13 protein-coding genes and 2 pseudogenes are annotated in these 22,999 nt (G+C 66.0%); 4 read left to right on the top strand and 11 right to left on the bottom strand.

All coding sequences use genetic code 11. The features are described from left to right. Nucleotides 1–31: 31 nt before the first annotated feature. Nucleotides 32–340: a tautomerase family protein gene (locus HWX14_RS36415; RefSeq protein WP_244130191.1), complete on the top strand. Its 309-nt coding sequence runs from the start codon at nt 32–34 to the stop codon at nt 338–340. Nucleotides 341–467: 127 nt separating this feature from the next. Next, on the top strand, nt 468–1,223 hold the full coding sequence (locus tag HWX14_RS09910; RefSeq protein ID WP_244130190.1) for a GntR family transcriptional regulator: 756 nt from the start codon (nt 468–470) through the stop codon (nt 1,221–1,223). Between the two features lie 49 nt (nt 1,224–1,272). Here the strand turns inward: HWX14_RS09910 and HWX14_RS09905 are convergent, their stop codons facing one another. The 7 genes and pseudogenes from HWX14_RS09905 to HWX14_RS09875 form a co-directional block, all read right to left on the bottom strand. Next, entirely contained in the window at nt 1,273–2,394 is a 1,122-nt protein-coding gene (locus tag HWX14_RS09905) for a branched-chain amino acid ABC transporter substrate-binding protein (protein ID WP_175882560.1), read from the bottom strand. A 284-nt stretch (nt 2,395–2,678) separates the two neighbouring features. Beyond that, nucleotides 2,679–3,356 (bottom strand): annotated as a pseudogene (locus HWX14_RS09900) (L-asparagine permease); the annotation flags it as partial. Nucleotides 3,357–3,425: 69 nt separating this feature from the next. Beyond that, complete coding sequence (locus tag HWX14_RS09895; protein WP_175882559.1) at nt 3,426–4,232, bottom strand: alpha/beta hydrolase; 807 nt, start codon at nt 4,230–4,232, stop codon at nt 3,426–3,428. 85 nt (nt 4,233–4,317) lie between these two features. Continuing rightward, complete coding sequence (locus tag HWX14_RS09890) at nt 4,318–5,535, bottom strand: pyridoxal phosphate-dependent aminotransferase (RefSeq protein WP_175882558.1); 1,218 nt, start codon at nt 5,533–5,535, stop codon at nt 4,318–4,320. After that, nucleotides 5,532–6,176 carry a dimethylmenaquinone methyltransferase gene (locus HWX14_RS09885; protein WP_175882557.1) on the bottom strand — a complete coding sequence of 215 codons (645 nt, stop codon included), beginning with the start codon at nt 6,174–6,176 and terminating at the stop codon, nt 5,532–5,534. The genes HWX14_RS09890 and HWX14_RS09885 overlap by 4 nt, the downstream gene beginning before the upstream one ends. Before the next feature lie 2 nt (nt 6,177–6,178). Further along, a complete protein-coding gene (locus tag HWX14_RS09880; protein WP_175882556.1) occupies nt 6,179–6,859 on the bottom strand; it encodes an RraA family protein in 681 nt (226 codons plus the stop codon). A gap of 29 nt (nt 6,860–6,888) precedes the next feature. Next, nucleotides 6,889–7,548, bottom strand: a complete 660-nt coding sequence (locus HWX14_RS09875) for an RraA family protein (RefSeq protein ID WP_175882555.1) — start codon at nt 7,546–7,548, stop codon at nt 6,889–6,891. 197 nt (nt 7,549–7,745) lie between these two features. Between HWX14_RS09875 and HWX14_RS09870 the strand changes: the two genes are divergently transcribed. Then, complete coding sequence (locus HWX14_RS09870) at nt 7,746–8,654, top strand: LysR substrate-binding domain-containing protein (RefSeq protein WP_175882554.1); 909 nt, start codon at nt 7,746–7,748, stop codon at nt 8,652–8,654. Between the two features lie 646 nt (nt 8,655–9,300). Further along, nucleotides 9,301–9,521: pseudogene (locus tag HWX14_RS09865) on the top strand (DUF488 family protein); the annotation flags it as partial. Here HWX14_RS09865 and HWX14_RS09860 read toward each other — a convergent pair. From HWX14_RS09860 to HWX14_RS09845, 4 genes are all read right to left on the bottom strand, one after another. Continuing rightward, a complete protein-coding gene (locus HWX14_RS09860; protein WP_175882553.1) occupies nt 9,518–10,690 on the bottom strand; it encodes an HlyD family efflux transporter periplasmic adaptor subunit in 1,173 nt (390 codons plus the stop codon). The pseudogene HWX14_RS09865 and the gene HWX14_RS09860 overlap by 4 nt on opposite strands. Beyond that, entirely contained in the window at nt 10,687–12,912 is a 2,226-nt protein-coding gene (locus HWX14_RS09855) for a type I secretion system permease/ATPase (RefSeq protein ID WP_175882552.1), read from the bottom strand. The genes HWX14_RS09860 and HWX14_RS09855 overlap by 4 nt, the downstream gene beginning before the upstream one ends. Then, nucleotides 12,905–14,386, bottom strand: a complete 1,482-nt coding sequence (locus HWX14_RS09850; protein WP_244130244.1) for a TolC family protein — start codon at nt 14,384–14,386, stop codon at nt 12,905–12,907. Before HWX14_RS09850 ends, HWX14_RS09855 begins: the two co-directional genes overlap by 8 nt. Nucleotides 14,387–14,856: 470 nt before the next feature. Further along, nucleotides 14,857–22,383: an Ig-like domain-containing protein gene (locus HWX14_RS09845; protein WP_175882551.1), complete on the bottom strand. Its 7,527-nt coding sequence runs from the start codon at nt 22,381–22,383 to the stop codon at nt 14,857–14,859. Nucleotides 22,384–22,999: the final 616 nt, after the last annotated feature.

The raw sequence follows: 22,999 nt of genomic DNA, 5'->3' as shown, positions 1-22,999 counted from the left end.
TTCCTGAGCCTCAAATGGAACGATTGTCGACATGAGATCGACATTTAAGCGATCACTGAACGGAGTCGTCGATCCGCTCATTCGCTCTTTTGTCCGGGCAACTCCGATTGCCCGCCCCTTTACTTCGAGTCAGGTCATCCCGATGCCGGTCATCCATGTAGAAATGCTCGCGGGTCGCTCGCGCGAACAGAAATCCGAGTTGGCGGAGGTGCTGACGCGCGAGACGTCGCGAATCGCAAAGTGCCCGCCGGAAGACATTCAGATCGTGTTCAGCGAGGTGCCGCGCGCGAGTTGGGCGGTCGGTGGTCGCCTCGTGGCCGATGCCGTCGACGAGTCCTAGGGAGCCGCGCCGTATCGCGCGCTATCCCTGCCGCCGCCAGGATTCCGCGTGCGCCGGTAGTACACTGCCGGCATTACGGCGGCACATTTCACATGCTCCGGTTCGACGGACCCGGAGCGGCAAGCGCATGGAGAACCCACGAATGGCAGCGGGAGCGGCAACTGAGGTCCAGTCCGGCAAGGAAACCGGCACGGCACGTGTCTACACGACACTGAGAAACGAAATCCTGACGTTGAAGATCGCTCCGGGCACGCATCTCGATGAACTCGGGGTCGCGGAACGCTTCGACGTATCGCGCTCGCCCGTTCGCGAGGCGCTTGTCCGGCTGTCCGCGGAGGGGCTGGTGACGATCCTGCCGAATCGCGGCAACGTCGTCACGCCGATGGAACTGGCCAGAGTGCCCGAGTTCCTCGATGCGCTGGATCTGCTTCAGCGTGTGACGACGCGTCTGGCGGCGCTGCATCGTTCGGACAGCGACCTCGACCTGATTCGCGCCGCGCAACGTGCGTACATCAAGGCCGCGGCCAAGGCCATCAAGACTGGTGACAGCATCGATCTCATCGAGAAGAACTACGAGTTCCACATGGCGATCGCCCGCGCCGGCAGAAACACGTATTTCGCCGACCTGTACCGCCGGCTGCTCGAAGAAGGGCGGCGCATGCTTCACCTCTATACGGAGTTCGAAGCCAAAGACCCGGACATCACGGCCGAGCAAATGGCGAGCGACCATACCGAGATGGTACTGGCGCTCGAAGCGGGCGACGCGGATCGGGCCGAAGCAAGCGCGCACCAGCACGCGGTGCAGTTCAAGGGACGCTTCATGCAATACCTCGACCGGAATCTGACAGCGCAAATCCCCGTGGTCTACCCGTCGGTCAAATAGTCCGGTCCGGCGGTGCGCGGAATCGCGCACCGTCATCCCGACGCGTCGATCAAGGAATCGGCGCCAGGTCGTCACCGGACACCTTGTAAACCGTCACGGGCGCGTCGATCCATTCCCCCGTCCGGTCGAAGCGGACCTTGCCGACCAGCGTCGAGAACTGCGTCTTGCGCAGCACTTCGACGAACTTTTCCGGATCGGTCGAATTCGCCGCCTTCATCGCCTGTGCGACCACCATCGTGGCCGAGTAAAAGGCCGGCGAGTAGACGTCGTTCTTCACGCCGAACGTCTTTTCGTATCGCGCCGCGAATTCCGGGCCGCCCTTCAGCGTTGCCAGCGGCGCACCGCCTTCGGCACAGAACCCGCGACCATCGAGCGCGCCAGCGGCGAGCTTCGGCATGTCCACCGAGCAGATGCCGTCACCGCCGAGCACGGGCACGTTCAGGCCCAGTTGCTTTGACTGCCGACCGATCGATGCCGCCTGCGAATAGTAGCCGCCGTAGAAGATCGCATCGGGACGCGTCGCCTTGATGTGCGTGAGGATCGCATTGAAATCGGTCGCCTTGTCGTTCGAATACTCGCGCGCCACGACGTTCATGCCGTTCTTCCTGGCCGTCGTCACGAACACGTCGGCCACGCCCGAACCGTACGCGGTGCGATCGTCGATGACCGCCACTCGCTTCGCATGCAGCACGTTCGCGGCAAAATCCGCGATGCGTGCGCCCATCACGTTGTCATTGGCCGCGAGACGGAAGATGTACGGGAAGTTCTGCTGCGTGATCGCCGGGTTGGACGCCGCACCCGTGATCATCGGCACTTTCGCGCCGTTGTAGATGCGCGATGCAGGGATCGTCACGCCCGAGTTGTAGTGGCCGAGCACCGCCTTGACGCCGTTGTCGACCAGCTTCTGCGCGACCGACACGCCGGTCTTCGGATCCGCCGCATCGTCTTCCGAGATCACCTGGAAGGTCACCGGCTGACCGTTCACGACGATCGGGTTCTTGTTCAGATCCTCGACCGCGAGCCGAACACCGCGCTCGTCGTCTTTGCCGAAGTTCGATTGACCACCCGTCAGGGGGCCCGCGACACCGATCTTCACGACCTCCGCGCCTGCAGTTAGACAAAATGCGGACATGGCGACGGCCATCGCCGCGAACAAATGACGTTTCTTCATATGGCGCTCTCTTCCCGGGGTAGACCGTGGCGGTCGGTTAAGGCGTGGGCGCGGCGGCCTTACGAGCGTCGCCACTAAGCGATCCACGCTGAGCGGATTGTTTTTGTTCAAAATGCTGAGTGACATGCACAGCCGGCCGGGTGAAACCTGCGCTGTATATCTGTCGACACCTGCACAGTTCGGCACCTTGCTGCGACGCAGTCGAGGGCAACAACAGCATCCGCTTTCCCCACGCCGTAGAGCGCGACCACGCGGAGTCGGCCCCGTTCAGTGCAATCTAGCCTCATCCGTGCGAGCAGCGTCGGCGCGCAGCTGCCCATCGACAACGAACGCAACACGCGACCCGTCGAATACAGCCCCGAATTGAGGCTCGACAGTGTGGCGGACAGCACGACGATGTTCATCACCGGTCCGGTTCCCGGGCTCCAAGCGCGGCGAATAGGGTCACGAAGGGACTCTGGCCGGCCTTGTACGCGCTCCACGGCATCAGACATACGAGCAGCACGACCGACGCGACGTAGAACAACGCGATCCGCCAGATAACGCTATTGATCGCGCGCGGCAGGATATTGTGCGCGTCGTTGCATTCCCCTGCGGCGGTGCCGACCAGTTCGACCCCGGAAAACGCGAACACGACGCCCTGTACCAGCACCAGCGCCAGCATCAATGCGTGCGGAAAGAAGGCTCCGTTGTCGATAATCAGGTGCATGCCGGTCGCCTGCCCGGCCACTTGGCCGGCGCCGAGCACCACGGCGCCAATGACAGAAACAGCGCGATCGCGGTCACGATACAGAGCGCACCCCGAATCCCTACTGCGGTACTGGGGCGAACACGCCCCCGTAGTGCGGGTACAGCGCGACGGCGGTAATGTCGACGACGCCGGTCATCGCCCAGTTCAGGAAATACATCCGGCCGGCCACGAACGACGCCCTCTCGCCGAGAAATTCGCGCGCATACGACACGGCGCCTCCACCATCGTTCTCTGATTCCTTGTTCGGTTGATGCTTCTCACCTCTTAGGCCGTGAGCCTGTCAGCCCGTGTGCGCATGAAAGTCCGCGATCGCCTGCCACATTCGCACCGGATTCGAGTACATCGGGAAGTGCCCGCAGTCAGGGATTTCCGCCAGCACGACGCCATGCGCTTCGATCGCGCTCAGGTACGACAGCGATGCGTTCTGCTCGCCGTACATGAACATCCGCGGACACGGCAGGCCGAGGAACTTGCGCATCAGGTCGCCGTGGTCGGACAGTTCCACCATCGAGCGGAAAATCGCGCCGACGGCTCCGGCTCGCACCTTGTGACGCAGGCTCGCCGCGTAAAGCGCGCTCGCGTAGGCAGGTGCCTGATGCGTGCGATCGATGAAATCGTCGAAGAATTGCTCGGCGCTGTCGCGCGGATAGTCGACGACCTGCCGGCTCAGGAAACAATCCTCCGGCGCGAGGTTGCCTTCGATGTCGACGAAGCTCAACACGCGCTGCGGATACCGGTGTGCGAGCATCAGCGCCGTCAGTCCGCCCATCGAATGTCCGACGACGTGGAATCGTGCGAAGCCCATGCGGTCGATCACGTTCAACGCCGTTTCGACGAAAAACGGGATCGAGACATTCGACGGATCGGCGCAGCGGGTTTCGCCGCAGCCCGGCGCGTCGTAGGCAATGAAAGGCCGGCCGTCGAACGCGCGATGGCGCACGATGTCCGCATAATCCTCCTTCGTCGAGCCGAAGCCGTGAAGGAACACGACGGGCGCACGCTCGCCGCCGCGGTGAATGGCCGACACGTCCAGTTCGGTGCCGTCGACGGTGAACGACCACCGCGACCGGGAAAACGCATGACTCATCTGATCGAATCTCGGTTAGGAATGGAATGGCGCCCGCTTCGACACGACCGGCCAACGCGGGATTGCAGATCTCGGATCACGGCCCTCAGGCCGTCAACGTCCCGCAGAAGTCCTGGATCGCCATGCACGCGCGCAGCAACGATGCGTCGTCCAGTGCATAAGCGATACGGATGAACGGACCGAGCCCGAACGCACTGCCGTGCACGGTGGCCACGCCGGCTTCGTCGAGCAAGGCGTTCACCACGTCCTCGTCGCTGGCCAGTCGCACGCCCGCGCGCGTCGTCCTGCCGATCAGCCGCTCGCACGACGCGAACGCATAGAACGCCCCCTGAGGGACCTCGCAGCGCAAACCCCGTGCCTGATTCAGTTGCGCGACGACCCGATCGCGCCGCCGCTGGAACGCGACGCGCGAATGCGCGATGAAATCCTGCGGCCCGGTCAGCGCGGCGAGCGCCGCGTGCTGCGAGATCGTCGACGCGCCGGACGTTTGTTGCCCCTGCAACTTCTCCATCGCATCGATCAGCCAGCGCGGCCCAGTGCCAAAGCCGATACGCCAGCCCGTCATCGCATACGCCTTCGACACGCCGTTCATCGTCAGCACGCGCTCGCGCAACCTCGGCTCGACCTGCGCGATCGTGAAGAATTCGATCCCGTCGAAGATCAAGTGCTCGTAGATATCGTCGGACAACACCAGCACATGCGGATACGCGAGCAACACCTCGGCGAGCGCCCGCAGTTCCGCACGGCTGTACACGGCGCCCGTCGGATTGGACGGCGAGTTCAGGATCAGCCACCGCGTGCGCGGCGTGATCGCGGCCTGCAACGCCTCCGGCGTGAGCTTGAAGCCGCTGGTCGCGCCGCAAGGCACGGTGACGGACCGGCCGCCGCACAGTTGCACGATCTCCGGATAGCTGACCCAATACGGCGCGGGGACGATGACTTCGTCGCCTTCGTTCAGCGTCGCGGCCAGCGCATTGAAGATCACCTGTTTGCCGCCGCTGCACACGAGCGTGTCGCGCCAGTCCACGTCGAGCCCGTTCTCGCGCCGGAACTTGTCGGCGATCGCATCCCGCAGCGCGCGCAATCCGGCCACTTGCGTATAGCGCGTGTGGCCCGCGCGGATCGCGGCGATGCCGGCTTCGCGCACGTGTTCCGGCGTGTCGAAGTCCGGCTCGCCAGCGCTCAGCGAAATCACCGCGGCGCCGCTCGCGCGCCGGGCGGCCACGCGATCCATCACCTGGTACGTAGCCGACGGCCGTGCTGCGGCGAGGAAGCGATTCAGCGTATCGATCGGCGCGCTCATCGTGCGTTCCTCCAGCGCGTCAGGCCCATCAGTTCGAGCGTGCTGCGACCGGCGCGCAGCGCGTCCATCATCGTTGCTTCCTTGTCGGCACGCGCGTGTCCCTGCGCCAACGTCGCGTCGACATGCGCGGCCGGTATCACCAGCACGCCGTCGTCGTCGGCCACGACCAGGTCGCCGGCGGCCACCGGCGCGCCCGCGAAGCTGATCGGCTCCCCGACCGACGGCGCGCTCGCCTTGATCGTGCCGCGCATCGACACGCCGCGCGTGAATACCGGGAAACGGCGCGCCACGAGCGCCGCGATGTCGCGCACACCGCCGTCGATGATCAGGCCGGCCACGCCGGCCGCTTCGGCGGCCACCGTCAGCACCTCGCCCCAGTAGCCGGCGACGAAGCCGCCCGTTGAGATGACGAGCACGCTGCCGCGCGGCACCTGCTCCATTGCGATATGGATCGCCAGGTTGTCGCCCGGCGAGCATTCGAGCGGATACGCGGGACCGGCGACGGACGCGCCGGGCCACACCGTGCGAATCGCCGGATCGACGGCGCTGGTCGCCAGGCCCGAGGCCTCGAACAGCGTGGACGTGCCGAGTTTGCGCGCCTGGTCCAGCAGCGTTGGCTCGTAGGTACGGATCAGATTCATCGTCAGGCCTTGCTTTGCAGTGTGTGATAGCCGAGCGCCGAGCGAGCGTCGCCGAGCGTCTTGCCCTGTGCGATCTGCTCGCGAATGCGCGATTCGACTTCTTCGATTTGGCGCGCAACCTGCGCCACTTCCCGCGCACGGCCGCGCGGCACGATCACGACGCCGTTCGCATCTGCGACGACGATGTCGCGCGCCGCCACGCGCACGGTGCCGATCCCGACCGTCGCATTCACCGACTCGACCTGCACGCGGTCCTTGCCGGTCCGCATGAAGCGGCCTGCGGTGAACAGCGGATAGTCGTCGGCGAGTGCCTTGTTCACATCGCGGCACACGCCGTCGATCACGGTGCCCGCGATGCCGCGCAGCCCCGCGTACTGGGTCATGATGTCGCCCCACACGGTGCAGTCGGTGCGGCCGTCGTTGTCGATCACGACGACGTCGCCCGGTGCGACGTCGTCGATGAAGTCGCCGACGGTGCCGGGCGGCACGCTGGCCGGCACGTACCTGACCGTGAACGCCGGCCCGACGACGACCTTCGTATAGTCGGCCAGCGGCATGATGCCGAGCGCCTGCCCGTGCAGCCCGAGCTTGTCCATCGCATCGGACACGCCCGGCGTGTCGAGCCCTTCGAACAGCGCGACCAGCGCCTGTTCTTCCGCCGCGGTCCGGGTGGGATTCGTCATATCGAATGTTCCGAAAAAGGGCGGTGCGGTCAACGCACCGCGATGGCTTCGAATTCCTTGTCGTGCATCACGTCCGCGACCGGGCGGCCTGCGCGCACGGCGGCGACCATTCCGTCCTGCCGCTTCGCGATACGCTCGCCGAGATCGAGCACCGCTTCGATGGACGCGGCCGGAACGAACACCGTCCCGCAGCGATCCGCGATCACGTAGTCATCCTGATGGACGGTCACGCCGGCCATCTGCACCGGCGTGCCGGAATCGACCTGGATCACGCGATTGCGCGCGCTGATCATCGTCACGCCGCGCCCGTACACCGGATAACCGATCGCTTCGCTGCCCTCGATGTCTCGGCTCAGGCCGTCGAGTATCGAGCCGCGAATCCGCTTCGCGGTCGCCGCGTTGGCGAGGATGTCCCCCCAGCACGAAATGCCGTCGGCACCGCCGGCGATCACCAGCACGCGGTCGTCCGTGGTGATGGCGTCGACGACCGGCGAAATGAGGTGCACGGTCGGCGTGGTGCCCGTCTTGGGTCCGAGCTGAATCGTGCTGGCGCGCCCGACGACTTTCGGGCAGTCCCACAACGGGCGCAGGCCGACCGTCGCGCCGGGCAGGCCGAGAAAGTCGAGCGCATCGGATACGGTGTTCGTGTCGAGCGAGGCAAGGCGCTCGAGGAAGGCAGGCTGGTTCATCGCTGATCCCGGTTGACAAGTGCGGCCATCGTCGCCGTGGTGACGTGGTAAGTAAAATTGCCATTTCGTATCTGCGTGATACGATTTTCGGAATACGAAAACCGTCTCTTCGCGCGCGGACGGCGGCCATCATGTCGAGCCGCCGCGCCCTGCTCCGCGGCGAATTCCGCGCCATTTCACCGTTGGACATACCCGTCATGAGCGACACGATCGACTACCGCCTGATTCGACAGCTGTGGATGTTTCTCGCTGTCGCCGAGGAGCAGCATTTCGGGCGTGCGGCGAAGCGGCTGAACATGTCGCAGCCGCCGCTGACCGAGCAGATCAAGGTGCTCGAACAATCGCTCAAGATCCAGCTGTTCTACCGTTCGCGGCAGGGCACGCAACTGAGCCCTGCGGGCGCGGCCATCCTTCCCGCCGTACGGCAGTTCGCCGGCCAGGCCGAGCGGCTGCAACGCGTCGTGCGCGAGGTCGCAGCCGGCCAGGCGGGCGTGCTGCACGTCGGCGCGATCACGTCCGCAATGCTCGATACGGTGCCGCCCCTACTGGACGCACTCAAGCGCGCGCATCCGAACCTGACCGTGTTCGTCAACGAGATCGACAGCGTCGACGCAATCCCGGCGCTGGAGGCCGGTGAGCTCGATCTCGCGTTCGCGCGTGTCGATGGCGAGGTGGCGAGCGGCATCGCGACGATGCCGCTGGCCGAGGACCGGCTCGCCGTCGCGCTGCCGAAGGACCATCCGCTGGCGGCGCTGCCGCGGGTGCGGCTGCGCGCATTGATGGACGAGCCGCTGGTCATGTCGTCGCGACAGGTAAGCCCCGTCTACTTCGACATGCTGACGTCCGTCTGCCGCACGCATGGGCTGACGCCGCGCGTGATTCACGAGGTGCGGTCGGTGACGTCGCAGATCGCGTACGTCGGCTGCGGCCAGGGCGTCGCGCTGGTGCCGGCGTCAACGCGCAAGCTCGCGCCGGAGAACGTCGTCGTGCGGCCGTTGAAGGAAAAGGTCATGGTCGTGACGGCGGCCGCCGTCTGGAATACGAACCGCCATCATCCGATGGTCAATGAGGTTCTCGCGATGGTAAGAGAACACGTGCGGACCTGACTCCGGCTATCCCGCCACCGTGTTGCTGAGCGTGCCGCTCGAGCGGAAATTCGCGGGGAGGCCGGCCGCCGCACCAGATCCGCCGGTGACGAGACTGCCTCGACTGGCCGCGCGCCGCGGAATGTTTCGCCCAAGCCAACCAGCCCCTCGCCGGCTTCGAGCTCAACCGAGATACGGTTCGCCGCTCGGCGATTCGGATAGTGTGAAGCTTGGAGCCGTGGAAATCAGCACGGCAACGCCAAGAACTTGCACGACGATCGAAAGGACGTGTATTAGTCATCGCGGGCGCTAGTTGACTGTTCGCTACACCGCTTCGAGCGGGAATGATCTTCCTCACGCAGCTATTCGAATCAGGTTCAATAGACCATACGAAGCAGTCACCTCGAAGCGCTGTACTTTTTGGGCACAGGTCGTAGTGGGCGCTTACCACAAAGCCGAGCGCGACCGCCGGTTAACGAGCGGTGGGGCATCGTCGCGGCCACGAACAGCTCGAAGCCCGCGACGAGACACCGGCGCGCATTGTTCGGAACCGGACTTTGAGTGGACAATCGTGCCGTAGCGATAAGGTTCCATATCTCGCTGGCGCATTCGTCCCGACGACGGGATCAGCACGCGACAGCGAATGGCAGTCCTGAGGCGACGCCACGAGCAGCGCTGCGCGATCATGTGTTCGGAAGCCGTGTGGTGGCGCTGTCACCGGCGCATCGTGTCCGACTACCTGATCGCGCGCGGCGAAACGGTGCTGCACATCATGGGCCGCAACCGCGTGGAGCCCGCGCGCCTCACGGCCGGCGCAGTGATCCGGGACGACGGCACGATCGTCTATCCGGATGCCGAACGCATGACCGTGCCGCGCCGGCGCGCTAGCGTTCGCGCAACGCCTCGGCCGCGCGGTTCAACGGCTTGACGAGGTAGTCGAACACGGTGCGGCGCCCGGTGCGGATCTCCGCGGTGGCGACCATGCCCGGCAGGATCGGATGTCGCTTGCCGTCGCGCGTTTCCAGATACGCGTGCTGCGTGAGCACGTAGACGCGGTAGTAATACACGCGCCGGTCGACCTGGTCTTCGATCGTGTCCGGCGAAATCCGCTCGACCTTCGCCGGCAGCGAACCGTAGATCGACGACTCGAACGCCGTGATCTTCACGGTCGCGTCCTGCCCCGGATGAATGAACGCGATGTCGCGAGGGCTCAGGCGCGCCTCGATCAGCAACTGGTCGTCGAGCGGCACGATCTCCATCAGCATGCCGCCCGGCGCGATCACGCCGCCGACCGTCGACACCCGGATGTCCTTCACGATGCCGCGCGCCGGCGCGCGAATCACGGTTCGTCGCAACTGGTCGGCACGCCCTTCGCGAACCTTGAGCAGCGGTTCGAGATCGGCCATCGTCTTCGAATAGTCGGCCTTCAGCGCGACGTAGTACTCGCTCTGCGCCGCCGCGAGTTTCGTCGAGAATTCGGCGGCCTTCTGACGCAGCCGCAACACCTCGACCTCGTTGGTCGCGCCGGTTTTCAGCAGCGGCAACGCGATCCGGAGCTCGTCCTCGGCGAGGCGCAACTGTTCGCGCAGGTTGGCGACGTTTTCGCGAAACGCGCGCCGGTTGGCGACGAACAGTTGACGCTCGCGCCCGGTCACGGCCTTCTCGTTCGCCAGTTCGGCCGGGAACTCGATGCCGGGCAGGTCGTTCATCTCCGCATACAGTCGCGCGGCGCGCCCCTGCAATGCGGTGATCCGCTCGAGCGTTTCCTCCATCGACGCGCGAGCGAGCACCGGATCGAGCGTCGCGAGCCGCTGGCCCGCGTCGACGACATCGCCCTCGCGCACCGCCAGCTCCCGCAGGATGCCGCCTTCGAGACTCTGGATGACCTGCCCTTTCGATGCCGGCGTGACCTTGGCTTCGCCGACCGCGACTTCGTCGAGGTTCGCGAACACGGACCACACCAGGAAGACCGCCAGCGCCGCGACGATCAGCCACAGCATCCGCCGTGCGGGGGCCGCTTCGCGCGCGCGGTGCACCGACCACGGAAAATCGCTCATTTCGCCTCTCCCGCCATCTGCGTCGGCAACGGACGCGAGCCGCCGGCCGGCGCGCGCGCAGCGGCCGCAGGCTCCGGTGTGCCGGTGCCGGTGCCGCGCAACGCGGCCAGCACCTCGTCTTTCGGGCCGTCACGCACCACGCGCCCGCCATCGAGCACGATGATGCGATCGACGATCGACAGCACCGGATAACGATGCGTCGCCACGATCAACGTGCGATGGCCGAGCCACTGCTGCAGGCGCTCGACGATCGCGCGCTCGGTCGCCTCGTCGAGCGATGCGGTCGGCTCGTCGAGCAGCAACACGTTCGGCGAGCGCAGAATCACGCGGGCCAGCATCAGCGCCTGCTTCTGGCCGCCGGACAGGCCAAGACCGCTTTCGCGCAGCTTCAGATCGAGGCCGTGCGGCTGCCGCAGCAGCAACTGGTCCGCGCACGCGACCTTCATCGCGGCGAGCATCGCGTCGTCGGTGGCGAGCGGATTCGCGATCAGCAGGTTCTCTCGCAGCGTGCCGTAGAAGAGGCTCGACTCCTGCAGCAGCATCCCGACGTCGCGGCGGACATCGGCGACGTCGATCAGCGGCATCGGCGTGTCGTTGAACAGGATGCGCCCTTGCACCGGCGTCGCGAGACCGCCGAACAGCCTCAGCAGCGTCGATTTTCCCGCGCCGACCCGGCCGAGGATCGCGACCCGCTCGCCCGGTTCGATCGACAGATTCGGAATGCTGAGCACAGGCTTTTCCTGCGGATCGAAGCTGTAGCCGACCTGCTCGAAGCGATATCGGCCGACGAGCGCCGGCTTGTGATACGCATCGACCGCCGGATCGTGATCGACCGGCAGCGCGAGCAGGTTGTCGAGCCCCTTCTTGCCCGCGCGGACGTTCTGGATGCGCGACAGCACCGCGGGAATCTGACCCAGCGGCGCGATCGTGCGGCTCGTCAGGATCGAACAGGCGAGCACAGCGCCGAACGACAGGCTCGAGTCCAGGATGCCGTACACGCCGGCAACCAGCACGCCGGCGTACGCGAGCTGCTGCACCGTCTGCGCGAGATTGACCAGCAGACCGGCCAGCCGGCGCTGCTGCAAACCGATGTCGGCATTCACGCGATTCGTCTGCGCCCACAGCTGCCGGAATCGCGGCTCCGCCTGCAACGCCTTGATGTCCTCCGCGCGATAGATGGCCTCCATCAGGATCGCGTTGCGCAGCGCCGATTCCTCGAGCCCCTGGTTCGACAGCTTTGCCAGCGGGATTTGCGCGAGCACGCCCGGCAGGATCAGCAGCGGAATCGCCGCGAGCGGCACGAACGCGAGCGGCCCGCCGAGCAGCCAGATGATGAACAGGAACGTGATGACGAACGGGATGTCGATCAGCACGCCCATCGTGCTCGACGTCAGCAGTTCGCGCAGCTGTTCGAGGTCGCGAAGCTGGGCGACCAGCGTGCCCGGCGAGCGCGGCCGCGCGTCGTTGCGGATGTCGAGCACGCGCGCGAAGAACATCGCGGACAGCTTGAGGTCCGCCTGCTTGCCGAAATGATCGGCGATCGACACGCGCGCGGTACGCAGCAGCAGTTCCAGCGCGAGCGCGAGCACGACGCCTGAAGCCAGCACCCACAGCGTATGCGTCGCCCGCGCGGGGACCACGCGATCCCACACCTGCATCGCGAACAGCGACGTCGCGATCGCGAGCAGATTGCCGAACAGCGAGCCGGCGCCGAGATCGAGCAACACCTTCCATTGCGCCGAGAACAGATCGTGCAGCCAGGTGTCGGGTTTGGCGGACAGGTAGCCGTCGACGCGCTCGTCGCGCCGCGCGACCCGCTCGTGGACGATCAGCACGCGGGCCGGCCACGCTGGCGCCGGCGCGTCGAGATCGATCGCGCGTTCGAGCGGCTTGCCGTCGAAGACGAACTGGACGATCGCACGCCCCGCCGCGACCGACACGATCACGCCGACATGCGTATCGTCGAACACGGCGAGCGCCGGCAGCATCGCCGGCGTGAGCCGCGCTGCCGGCAACGCGACGAACTGCGCGGCGAGGCCCGCGGACGCGGCGACTTCGACGACGGCGGCGTCCGGATCCGCGACGCTCGCCCACGATGCCGCGCCGCGCACTTGCTCGGGCGAAACTGCGAGACCGAGATGCCGTGCGGCGAAAATCAGCGGGTCGGCCCAGCGCGCGATATCGGCGCCGGCATCGCGCCCGGCGCGAAACGCATCATTCATGACGACTCCCCTCGTGTTCGCGCAGCAATTCGACGAACTTGCCGACTGCCACGTATGCCTTGATGCGCGCAATCGCGCCGTCGGCCAGTGCGTTGATCGACTCGACTTCCGATTCGAAGATGTCGCGCTCCGGATTCACGACTTCGGTCAACGTGCGCTTGTTCAGGATGTATTCCTGCCAGTACAGGTCGCGCGATGCCCGCGACAGCGCGGTCACCTTTTCGTAGCTGTTCAGGCGTGCCGCGGCACCCGACGCCTCGATCTCCGCCGACTTGAGCGCGCTGCGCGTGACGAGCCGCCGGTTCTCGAGGCTTTCACGGTTCGCGCGCAGTTCGGCTTCGGCGGCCGCGATCTGATGTCTCGCCAGGCCGCCCAGCGAGTAATTGCCGCTCACCGCGAAGCCGATCCACGTGTCGTTGGTCGCGTTCGGGCGGCCGCTCGATATCGAACGGCTCGCGCCGATGCCGATCGACGGAAAGCGCTCCGCCTGCGCGACCCGCACGCGCGCATCGGCCGCATCGACGGCGGCCGATGCGGCGAGCACCGACGGCGTCCGTTCGATGTCGCCGCCGGCGTAGCCGAGATCGCCGACGAAATCCACCGTGCCGCCCAGCGGCGCCACGCGCCGCGGGCGGGCGCCGATCAGTTCGGTGAGCTTCGCGGCGGCGACGTCGAAGCGCGTGTTGGCCTTCAGCACTTCCGCCTGCGCATGCAGGATCGCCAGTTCGACCAGATTGCGGTCCGACGACACCGATAGTCCGGCCCGCACGCGGTCGAGGATCTTCGTGCGCGTGTCGCTCAGCGCGGCGACCTGGCGCCGCGCGGCGGCGACGACGTCCTGGCTGGCGGCCAGTTCGACGAACGTCGACGCCGTCTGGTACGCGACCGTCTCGATCGTGTCGGCCAACTGGTACTGCTTCTGGCTGCGCGTCGAATCCGCCGCGGAAATCCGGCCCGACGTACGGCCGAAGTCGTACAGCAACTGCGACACGCCGATCGATGCGCGCGTGCCGGTACGGTTGCCGTTGCTGCCGAAGCTGCCGCCATAGCCGGGACGCACGCCGTAGTCGATCTTCGGGTACCACGCTGCCTTCGCGACCTCGACCTCCGACGTGCTTTGCGCCACTTCCGCATGGGCGCGGCCGATGTCGGGATGGCGCGCGATCGCCACGCCGACCGCATCACGCAGCGTCAGACGGTCGAGCGCGATGCGCAGCGTTTCGCCCGAAGCTTCGACGGCATCCTCGGTATCCGCGGAATCCGCTGCGTGCGTGGCGGCAGGCGGGTCGAATGCGTCCGGCAGAGCCGGCAGATCCGGCGTGATCGTCGTCACCCCGTCGCGCGGCGGCGGCACCGGTGATGGCGGGTCGCCCGGCGCCATCGCGCGAGACAGGTTCGCGAGGACGATGCGCCGCGCCGGGTCTGCGGGCGGCAATGGCGGCGCCACGTGCCGGCGCGGTGCGGCGGCGGGCATACCGGCCGGCAGCGGCACGAACGACGCGGTCGCCACCGCCGGCCGCACCGACGGAGCCGCCGCCTTCGGAGCGGCCAGCGGCGCGGGCGGCAATGAATGCGCCGACGGCGCGGGGGCCGCGAGGATCGCGTCAGCCGGCACGCGCGCCGCGGTCTCGAACGAATCGGTCAGCCGTCCGCTCGGCAGCGGCGACGACGACGCGAACGCCGCCGGTGCGGTGTCGAGCAGCGCGATCGCGAACAACACATGGCCTGGATGGAAAACGGCACGCGCCGCGCGAGCGGCGCGACGCACGGTGAATCTGGAGCAAGCGGTTGTCTTGAGCATCATCGGGACGCCGGCGGCGAGCCGCCCGGCAAAGCAGGCCCCCGTTTGCCGCGGGGACGGATATGCGTCGGGCAAGCCCGCGTCGCGATGCGAACGGGCCCGCCGTGTCGGGGAGGCAGGCCGGCCTCCCCGGGGCGCTGCGGTCAGACGAGGATCTGATGGTTCGCGAGCAGGGTCTCCAGATTGGTCGTCACGTTGTTCAGCGTGACGAGGGTTTCGGAACCGAACGCCGTACCGGCGCCGTCGCGGTCGATGCTGATCACCGTATCGGCGCCGACGTTCGTCACCGACAGGAACTGCCCGATCGTGTCGCCCGCATCGATCGTGGGCACGCCGTCCACGTAGTGCGCGGGTCCGTCCGCATCGGCCGTGTAGCCGACCAGCAGCTTCGACAGATCGATCTTGTCGCCGCTCGTATCGGTCGGACCGCTTGCCAGCTGGAAGTCGGTGATGACGTCGTGACCGTTGCCGCCGGTGTTGTCCGCGCCGACGACTTCCCACAGGAACACGTCGGTGCCGGCGCCGCCCGTCAGCGTGTCGTTGCCGGCGCCGCCGATCAGGATGTCGTTGCCGTTGCCGCCGTTGAGCGTGTCGTTGCCGGCACCGCCGCGCAGCAGGTCGTTGCCGTCACCGCCGTTCAGCACGTCGTCGCCGCCGTATCCGTACAGGCGGTCGTTGCCGGACGTGCCGGTGACGGTGTCGCTGCCCGACGTCCCCTCGATGATCGACGCCGACTGCGTCGAGCCGAGCAGGCTCGCATTCAGCAACTGACCGGCCGTGGCCGACGCGGACAGCCCTGTCTTGTCGGTCGCGGAGATCGTCACGCTGTCGAGCGCGCTGATGCTGATCAGCCCGCCGTTCAGCGTGATCGAACCGAGAAACTCGTTGAGCTTCAGGTTGTCGATCGCGCCGCCGTCGGTCGCCGTGATCGTCAGGTCGGACGACGGCCCGATAATGCCGAGGATCCCGGGGTTGTTGACGACGTTGAAGTGCAGCCCCAGTTCGTTCGCCAGCGCCTGGTTCGCGTTGAATTGCAGCGCGCCGAGGCCGATCAATCCGCCGTAGTGCAGCGTCACGTGATCGAGGTTGTTGTTGTAGTCCGACGCGGAGAACGCCTGCTGCGTGCTGAAATCGATCAGGTTGAGCAGATTCGCGCCGATGATCCCGAGCAGGTTCCCCGACGACTGCGCCGACACGACCGGTGCGACGTTCGGATCGATCGTGAAAGGCTGCGAGGTCGTCGGGCCGAGGTTGCCCGCGGCATCGACGACGCGCACCGTCGCCGTGTAGTTGGCCGCGGACAGCACGCCCGGTGCATACCAGGTCCAGTTCGTGCCGCTGACCGTCGCGTTGGTCCAGTGTGCGCCGCCGTCGAGGCTGACCTGGACGACCTCGCCCGCGCCGAGCGCCGCGTTCAGCGTGCCGCCCAAGGTCGGGGTCGTGTCGCCGGTGATCCAGTCGTTGGGCACGCCGGTGTTGTCGGTCAGCGTCGTGAGCGTGGCCGTCGCGGTCGGGGCGGTCGTGTCGACCGTGATCGCGAACGCTGCGCTCGGGGTGCTGACGTTGCCTGCCGTATCCGTTGCGGTGACGGTCAGGCTGTGGGCGCCTTGACCCAGTGCGGTACTCGGCGTGAAGGTCCAGTTTCCGGACGGGTCTGCTGTTGTGGTGCCCAGCAACGTCGTGCCGTCGTAGACGCTGACCGTGCTGCCGGCTTCTGCTGTGCCGGCGAGTGTCGGCGTCGTGTCGTCCGTCGTTGCGCCAGTCGTCAGCAAGCCGACGATCGAACCGACGTCGTCCGTGACGGTAGCGATGATCGGTGCGGCCGGGGCCGTCAGGTCTGTAACCGTCACCGATGCGGACGGACCGGTGTTGCCGGCTGCGTCGGTGGCGGTTACGCCGATTACCGTACCGATCGGCAGCGGGGTCGATGGGGTGTACGTCCAGGCGCCGCTCGGGTCGGCCGTTACGGTGGCGTCTGGGGTGCCGTCGCCGTTCGTGTCGATGTTGATCGTTGCGCCCGCTTCGGCCGTGCCTGACAGCGATGTGCCGTCCGTCGCGTTTACCGTCGGGAGTGCAGGAGCCGTCGTATCGATCGTCAGGTTGAATGCCGTGCTCGGAGTGCTCACGTTGCCAGCCGTGTCCGTTGCGGTCACGGTCACGCTGTGTGCGCCTTCACCCAGTGCGGTGGTCGGCGTGAAGGTCCAGTTTCCGGACGGGTCTGCTGTTGTGGTGCCAAGCAACGTCGTGCCGTCGTAGACGCTGACCGTGCTGCCAGCTTCTGCCGTACCGGCGAGTGTCGGCGTCGTGTCGTCCGTCGTTGCACCAGTCGTCAGCAGACCGACGATCGAACCCACGTCATCCGTCACGGTACCGATGATCGGCGCGGCAGGTGCCGTCGTGTCACCCGACACCGTTACCGAAGCAGACGGGCCGGTGTTGCCTGCTGCATCACTAGCTGTCACACCAATCACCGTACCGACCGGCAGCGGAGTCGATGGGGTGTACGTCCACGCTCCGCTGGGATCGGCCGTTACGGTGGCATCCGGCGTACCGTCGCCGTTCGTGTCGATATTGATCGTTGCGCCCGCCTCCGCGGTGCCCGACAGCGACGTGCCATCCGTCGCGTTTACCGTCGGGAGTGCAGGAGCCGTCGTATCAATCGTCAGGTTGAATGCCGTGCTCGGAGTGCTCACGTTGCCGGCGGTGTCGGTTGCGGTCACCGTGATCGCGTGCGCGCCCTCTCCCAGAGCCGCGGTCGGCGTGAAGGTCCAGTTTCCGGACGGGTCTGCGGTCGTCGTGCCCAGCAGCGTCGTGCCGTCATAGACGCTCACCGTGCTGCCGGCCTCTGCCGTACCGGCAAGCGTCGGGGTCGTGTCGTCAGTAGTGCCGCCAGACGTGATCGCGCCAACAACGGAACCCACATCGTCCGTAACGCTAACAACGATCGGTGCCGCAGGCGCCGTCGTGTCGCCCGTCACCGTCACCGAGGCAGACGGGCCCGTATTGCCTGCCGCATCGGTGGCCGTCACGCCGATCACCGTGCCGAGCGGCAGCGGGGTCGACGGCGTGTACGTCCATGCGCCGCTCGGGTCGGCCGTTACGGCGGCGTCCGGCGTACCGTCGCCATTCGTGTCGATGTTGACCGTTGCGCCCGCTTCGGCCGTGCCTGACAGCGATGTGCCATCCGTCGCATTTACCGTCGGCAGTGCAGGAGCCGTCGCATCGATCGTCAGATCGAAGGCCGTACTCGGGGTGCTCACGTTGCCGGCCGTGTCCGTTGCGGTGACGGTCAGGCTATGTGCACCTTCACCCAGTGCAGTGCTCGGCGTGAACGTCCAGTTTCCGGACGGGTCTGCTGTCGCGGTGCCCAGCAACGTCGTACCGTCATAGACGCTCACCGTACTGCCGGCTTCTGCTGTGCCAGCGAGAGTCGGAGTCGTGTCGTCCGTCGTTGCACCAGTCGTCAGCAGACCCACGATCGAACCCACGTCATCCGTCACAGTGCCGATGATCGGCGCGGCCGGCGCCGTCGTGTCGCCCGTCACCGTTACCGAGGCAGACGGCCCGGTGTTGCCTGCTGCATCCGTAGCTGTCACACCAATCACCGTACCGACCGGCAGCGGAGTCGACGGCGTGTACGTCCATGCTCCGCTCGGGTCCGCCGTTACGGTGGCGTCCGGTGTGCCGTCGCCATTCGTGTCGATGTTGACCGTTGCGCCCGCTTCGGCCGTGCCTGACAGCGATGTGCCGTCCGTCGCATTCACCGTCGGCAATGCCGGAGCCGTCGTATCGATCGTCAGGTCGAATGCCGCGCTCGGGGCACTAATGTTGCCTGCCGTATCCGTTGCAGTCACCGTGATCGCGTGTGCGCCCTCTCCCAAAGCCGCGGTCGGCGTAAAGGTCCAGTTTCCGGACGGGTCTGCTGTTGTGGTGCCCAGGAGCGTCGTGCCGTCGTACACGCTCACCGTGCTGCCTGCTTCTGCCGTACCAGCAAGAGTAGGCGTTGTGTCATCAGTACTGCCGCCAGAAGTGATTGCGCCAACAACGGAACCCACGTCGTCCGTCACGGTGCCGATGGTCGGCGCGGCCGGCGCCGTCGTGTCACCCGACACCGTTACCGAAGCAGACGGGCCGGTGTTGCCTGCTGCATCACTAGCTGTCACACCAATCACCGTGCCGACTGGCAGCGGGGTCGACGGCGTGTATGTCCATGCACCGCTCGGATCGGCCGTTACGGTGGCATCCGGTGTACCGTCGCCATTCGTGTCGATGTTGATCGTTGCACCCGCCTCCGCGGTGCCCGACAGCGACGTGCCGTCCGTTGCATTCACCGTCGGAATCGCCGGTGCAGTTGTATCGATCGTCAGGTCGAACGCCGTGCTCGGGGTGCTCACGTTGCCGGCGGTGTCGGTTGCGGTCACCGTGATCGCGTGCGCGCCCTCTCCCAGAGCCGCGGTCGGCGTGAAGGTCCAGTTTCCGGACGGGTCTGCGGTCGTCGTGCCCAGCAGCGTCGTGCCGTCATAGACGCTCACCGTGCTGCCGGCTTCTGCTGTGCCAGCGAGAGTAGGCGTTGTGTCATCAGTACTGCCGCCAGAAACGATCGCACCCACAACGGAACCCACGTCGTCCGTCACGGTGCCGATGGTCGGCGCGGCCGGCGCCGTCGTGTCGCCCGTCACCGTTACCGAAGCAGACGGACCCGTATTGCCTGCTGCATCGGTAGCCGTCACGCCGATCACCGTACCGACTGGCAGCGATGTCGATGGCGTATACGTCCATGCACCGCTCGGGTCAGCCGTTACGGTGGCATCCGGCGTACCGTCGCCATTCGTGTCGATATTGATCGTTGCGCCCGCCTCCGCGGTGCCCGACAGCGACGTGCCGTCCGTTGCATTCACCGTCGGAATCGCCGGTGCAGTTGTATCGATCGTCAGGTCGAACGCCGTGCTCGGGGTGCTCACGTTGCCCGCCGTGTCCGTTGCGGTCACCGTGATCGCGTGCGCGCCCTCTCCCAAAGCCGCGGTCGGCGTAAAGGTCCAGTTTCCGGACGGGTCTGCGGTCGTCGTGCCCAACAGCGTCGTGCCGTCATAGACGCTCACCGTGCTGCCGGCTTCTGCTGTGCCAGCGAGAGTAGGCGTTGTGTCATCAGTACTGCCGCCAGAAACGATCGCACCCACAACGGAACCCACGTCGTCCGTCACGGTGCCGATGGTCGGCGCGGCCGGCGCCGTCGTGTCGCCCGTCACCGTTACCGAAGCAGACGGACCCGTATTGCCTGCTGCATCGGTAGCCGTCACGCCGATCACCGTACCGACTGGCAGCGATGTCGATGGCGTATACGTCCATGCACCGCTCGGGTCAGCCGTTACGGTGGCATCCGGCGTACCGTCGCCATTCGTGTCGATATTGATCGTTGCGCCCGCCTCCGCGGTGCCCGACAGCGACGTGCCGTCCGTTGCATTCACTGTCGGCAATGCAGGAGCCGTCGTATCGATCGTCAGGTCGAACGCCGCGCTCGGGGCGCTAACGTTGCCTGCCGTATCCGTTGCAGTCACCGTGATCGCGTGTGCGCCCTCGCCCAAAGCCGTGGTCGGCGTGAACGTCCAGTTTCCGGACGGGTCTGCGGTCGTCGTGCCCAGCAGCGTCGTACCGTCATAGACGCTCACCGTGCTGCCGGCTTCTGCTGTGCCAGCGAGAGTAGGCGTTGTGTCATCAGTACTGCCGCCAGAAACGATCGCGCCAACAACAGAACCCACGTCGTCCGTCACGGTGCCGATGATCGGTGCGGCCGGCGCCGTCGTGTCACCCGTCACCGTTACCGAAGCAGACGGCCCCGTATTGCCTGCTGCGTCGGTAACCGTCACACCAATCACCGTGCCGATCGGCAGCGGAGTCGATGGGGTGTACGTCCACGCTCCGCTCGGGTCGGCCGTTACGGTGGCGTCCGGCGTACCGTCGCCATTCGTATCGATGTTGACCGTCGCTCCCGCTTCGGCTGTGCCCGACAGCGATGTGCCGTCCGTCGCATTCACCGTCGGCAATGCCGGCGCCGTCGTATCGATCGTCAGGTCGAACGCCGCGCTCGGCGTGCTGACGTTCCCGGCCGCATCCGTTGCGGTGACGGTCAGGCTGTGCGCACCTTCACCCAGTGCGGTGGTCGGCGTAAAGGTCCAGTTTCCGGACGGGTCTGCCGTCGTCGTGCCCAACAGTGTCGTGCCGTCATACACACTGACCGTGCTACCCGCTTCTGCCGTACCACTCAATGTCGGCGTCGCATCATCAGTACTGCCGCCAGAAACGATCGCGCCAACAACAGAACCCACGTCATCCGTCACGGTGCCGATGGTGGGCGCGGCCGGCGCCGTCGTGTCACCCGTCACCGCCACCGAAGCAGACGGCCCCGTATTGCCTGCTGCGTCGGTGACCGTCACGCCGATCACCGTGCCGACCGGCAGCGGAGTCGACGGCGTGTACGTCCATGCGCCGCTCGGGTCGGCCGTTACGGTGGCATCCGGCGTACCGTCACCATTCGTATCGATATTGACCGTCGCCCCCGCTTCGGCCGTACCCGACAGCGACGTACCATCCGTCGCATTCACCGTCGGCAATGCCGGCGCCGTCGTATCGATCGTCAGACCGAATACCGTACTCGGGGCGCTAACGTTGCCTGCCGTATCCGTCGCAGTCACCGTGATCGCGTGCGCGCCCTCTCCCAAACCCGCGCTCGGCGTAAAAGTCCACTTCCCGGACGAATCCGCCGTCGTCGTCCCCAGCAACGTCGTACCGTCATAGACGCTCACCGTACTGCCCGCTTCCGCGGTACCGCTCAACGTCGGCGTCGTATCGTTCGTCGCACCGCCGATCGCAACCGGATGTTGCGCATCGTCGTTGACGGCCGTAATCGCAGGCGTGTCCGGCACGGCAGTATCCACCACGATCCCCACCGTGCTCAGTTCGCTCGTATTGCCGCTACTATCGGTCTGCGTCACCGTGACCTGATGGGTGCCGTCGGGCAACGTACCGGGCGTGTACGACCAGCGCCCGTTCGCGTCCGCGGTCACCGTACCGACCGTCTGGCCATCGACGAGAATCTTCACCGTCGCGTTCGGCTGAGCGCCCGAACCCGAGATCGTCGGCGACGCACGACCCGTGACGATATTGCCGTTGCCGTCGATCGGCTGCCCATCGATCGAGTCGATCGCCAGTCGCGCGGGTCCGGCCGGCGTTCCGCCGCCGCCACCGCCATCACCGCCGCCGCCGCTGGCCGCGGCCGCCGCAATGCCGCCGGCCGCGGCGACGCCGCCGAGTATGCCGAGCAGCGCACCGGTCGACAACCCGTCGCCGATCGGCGCATAGGTGAGCGCCGAGTCGACGATGCCATCGCCGGTCGCCTGCAGTCCGGGGCCGAACTGCACAAGAAACCGCCCGTCGTCCTGGACGAAGACGAGATTGTGATAATCCGCGCCGTTCTCGAAGAACGCCTGCACGCGCACCGTCCGGCCGTCCTTGAATTCGACGACCAGGTCGTTCCCGGAACGCGCGTAGTTGGCCACGTCTTCCTTGTGAGCCGACAGCAGGAAATTGGCGGGACCGCCAGGCGACGTGACGACCTGCGAACCATTGGCGACCGGAACATCGACGTGATTGCTCAAGACCGACGAGGAAACCATTGCCCGACTCCTTGTAGATGGAATGACAAACCTGGCCCGTCGCTGACGGGCAAACGTTCAACCAAACAGGCGCGACGGGGCACGACGCGATTTCGCGCCGCTGCAAATCGGGTATCCGGCTCGCGCGGGACGCAACGAGCCGCTAGCCCGCCCGAGGCGGTCTATAACGGAAAAGGAAGAAAGAAAGGAGCCGGGACTGCTATGGAATCAGGGACGAGTCCAGACGGCCGGAAAAGCCGTTCGCCCTGCGCGCCAGGAAACGGCCCAATACGGTGCGCCGCGCCGACAGCCGTATGTGTTTGATGGCCCTTGTGCCGCGGATTTTCTCCGCACGGCGATTTTTTGTTTGATATTGGATCTGCATCTCTACCGCCCTCGCCATATTAGTTATTTCCTTTTATCGCGAATCATCAACAATTCGCTTGATCAAGGCGAATTGCCGCGGTGCACCATCACTCTCTTTTGGTACCACTCGTGCCTGCATTTAGATTACACCGATCTTTCACGTACATGATTGCACTCCATTGGAGCTTTTACAAATTTTTTCAGTCTTTCTCGCCCATATTTTTTCATCACTCTAAAAAGATCAACAATTTGCAGGATTGATTCGCGGCGT

The organism is Burkholderia sp. BCC0044 (assembly GCF_902832955.1).
Taxonomy (GTDB): Bacteria; Pseudomonadota; Gammaproteobacteria; order Burkholderiales; family Burkholderiaceae; genus Burkholderia.
This window is presented reverse-complemented; position numbering and strand designations above follow the sequence as displayed.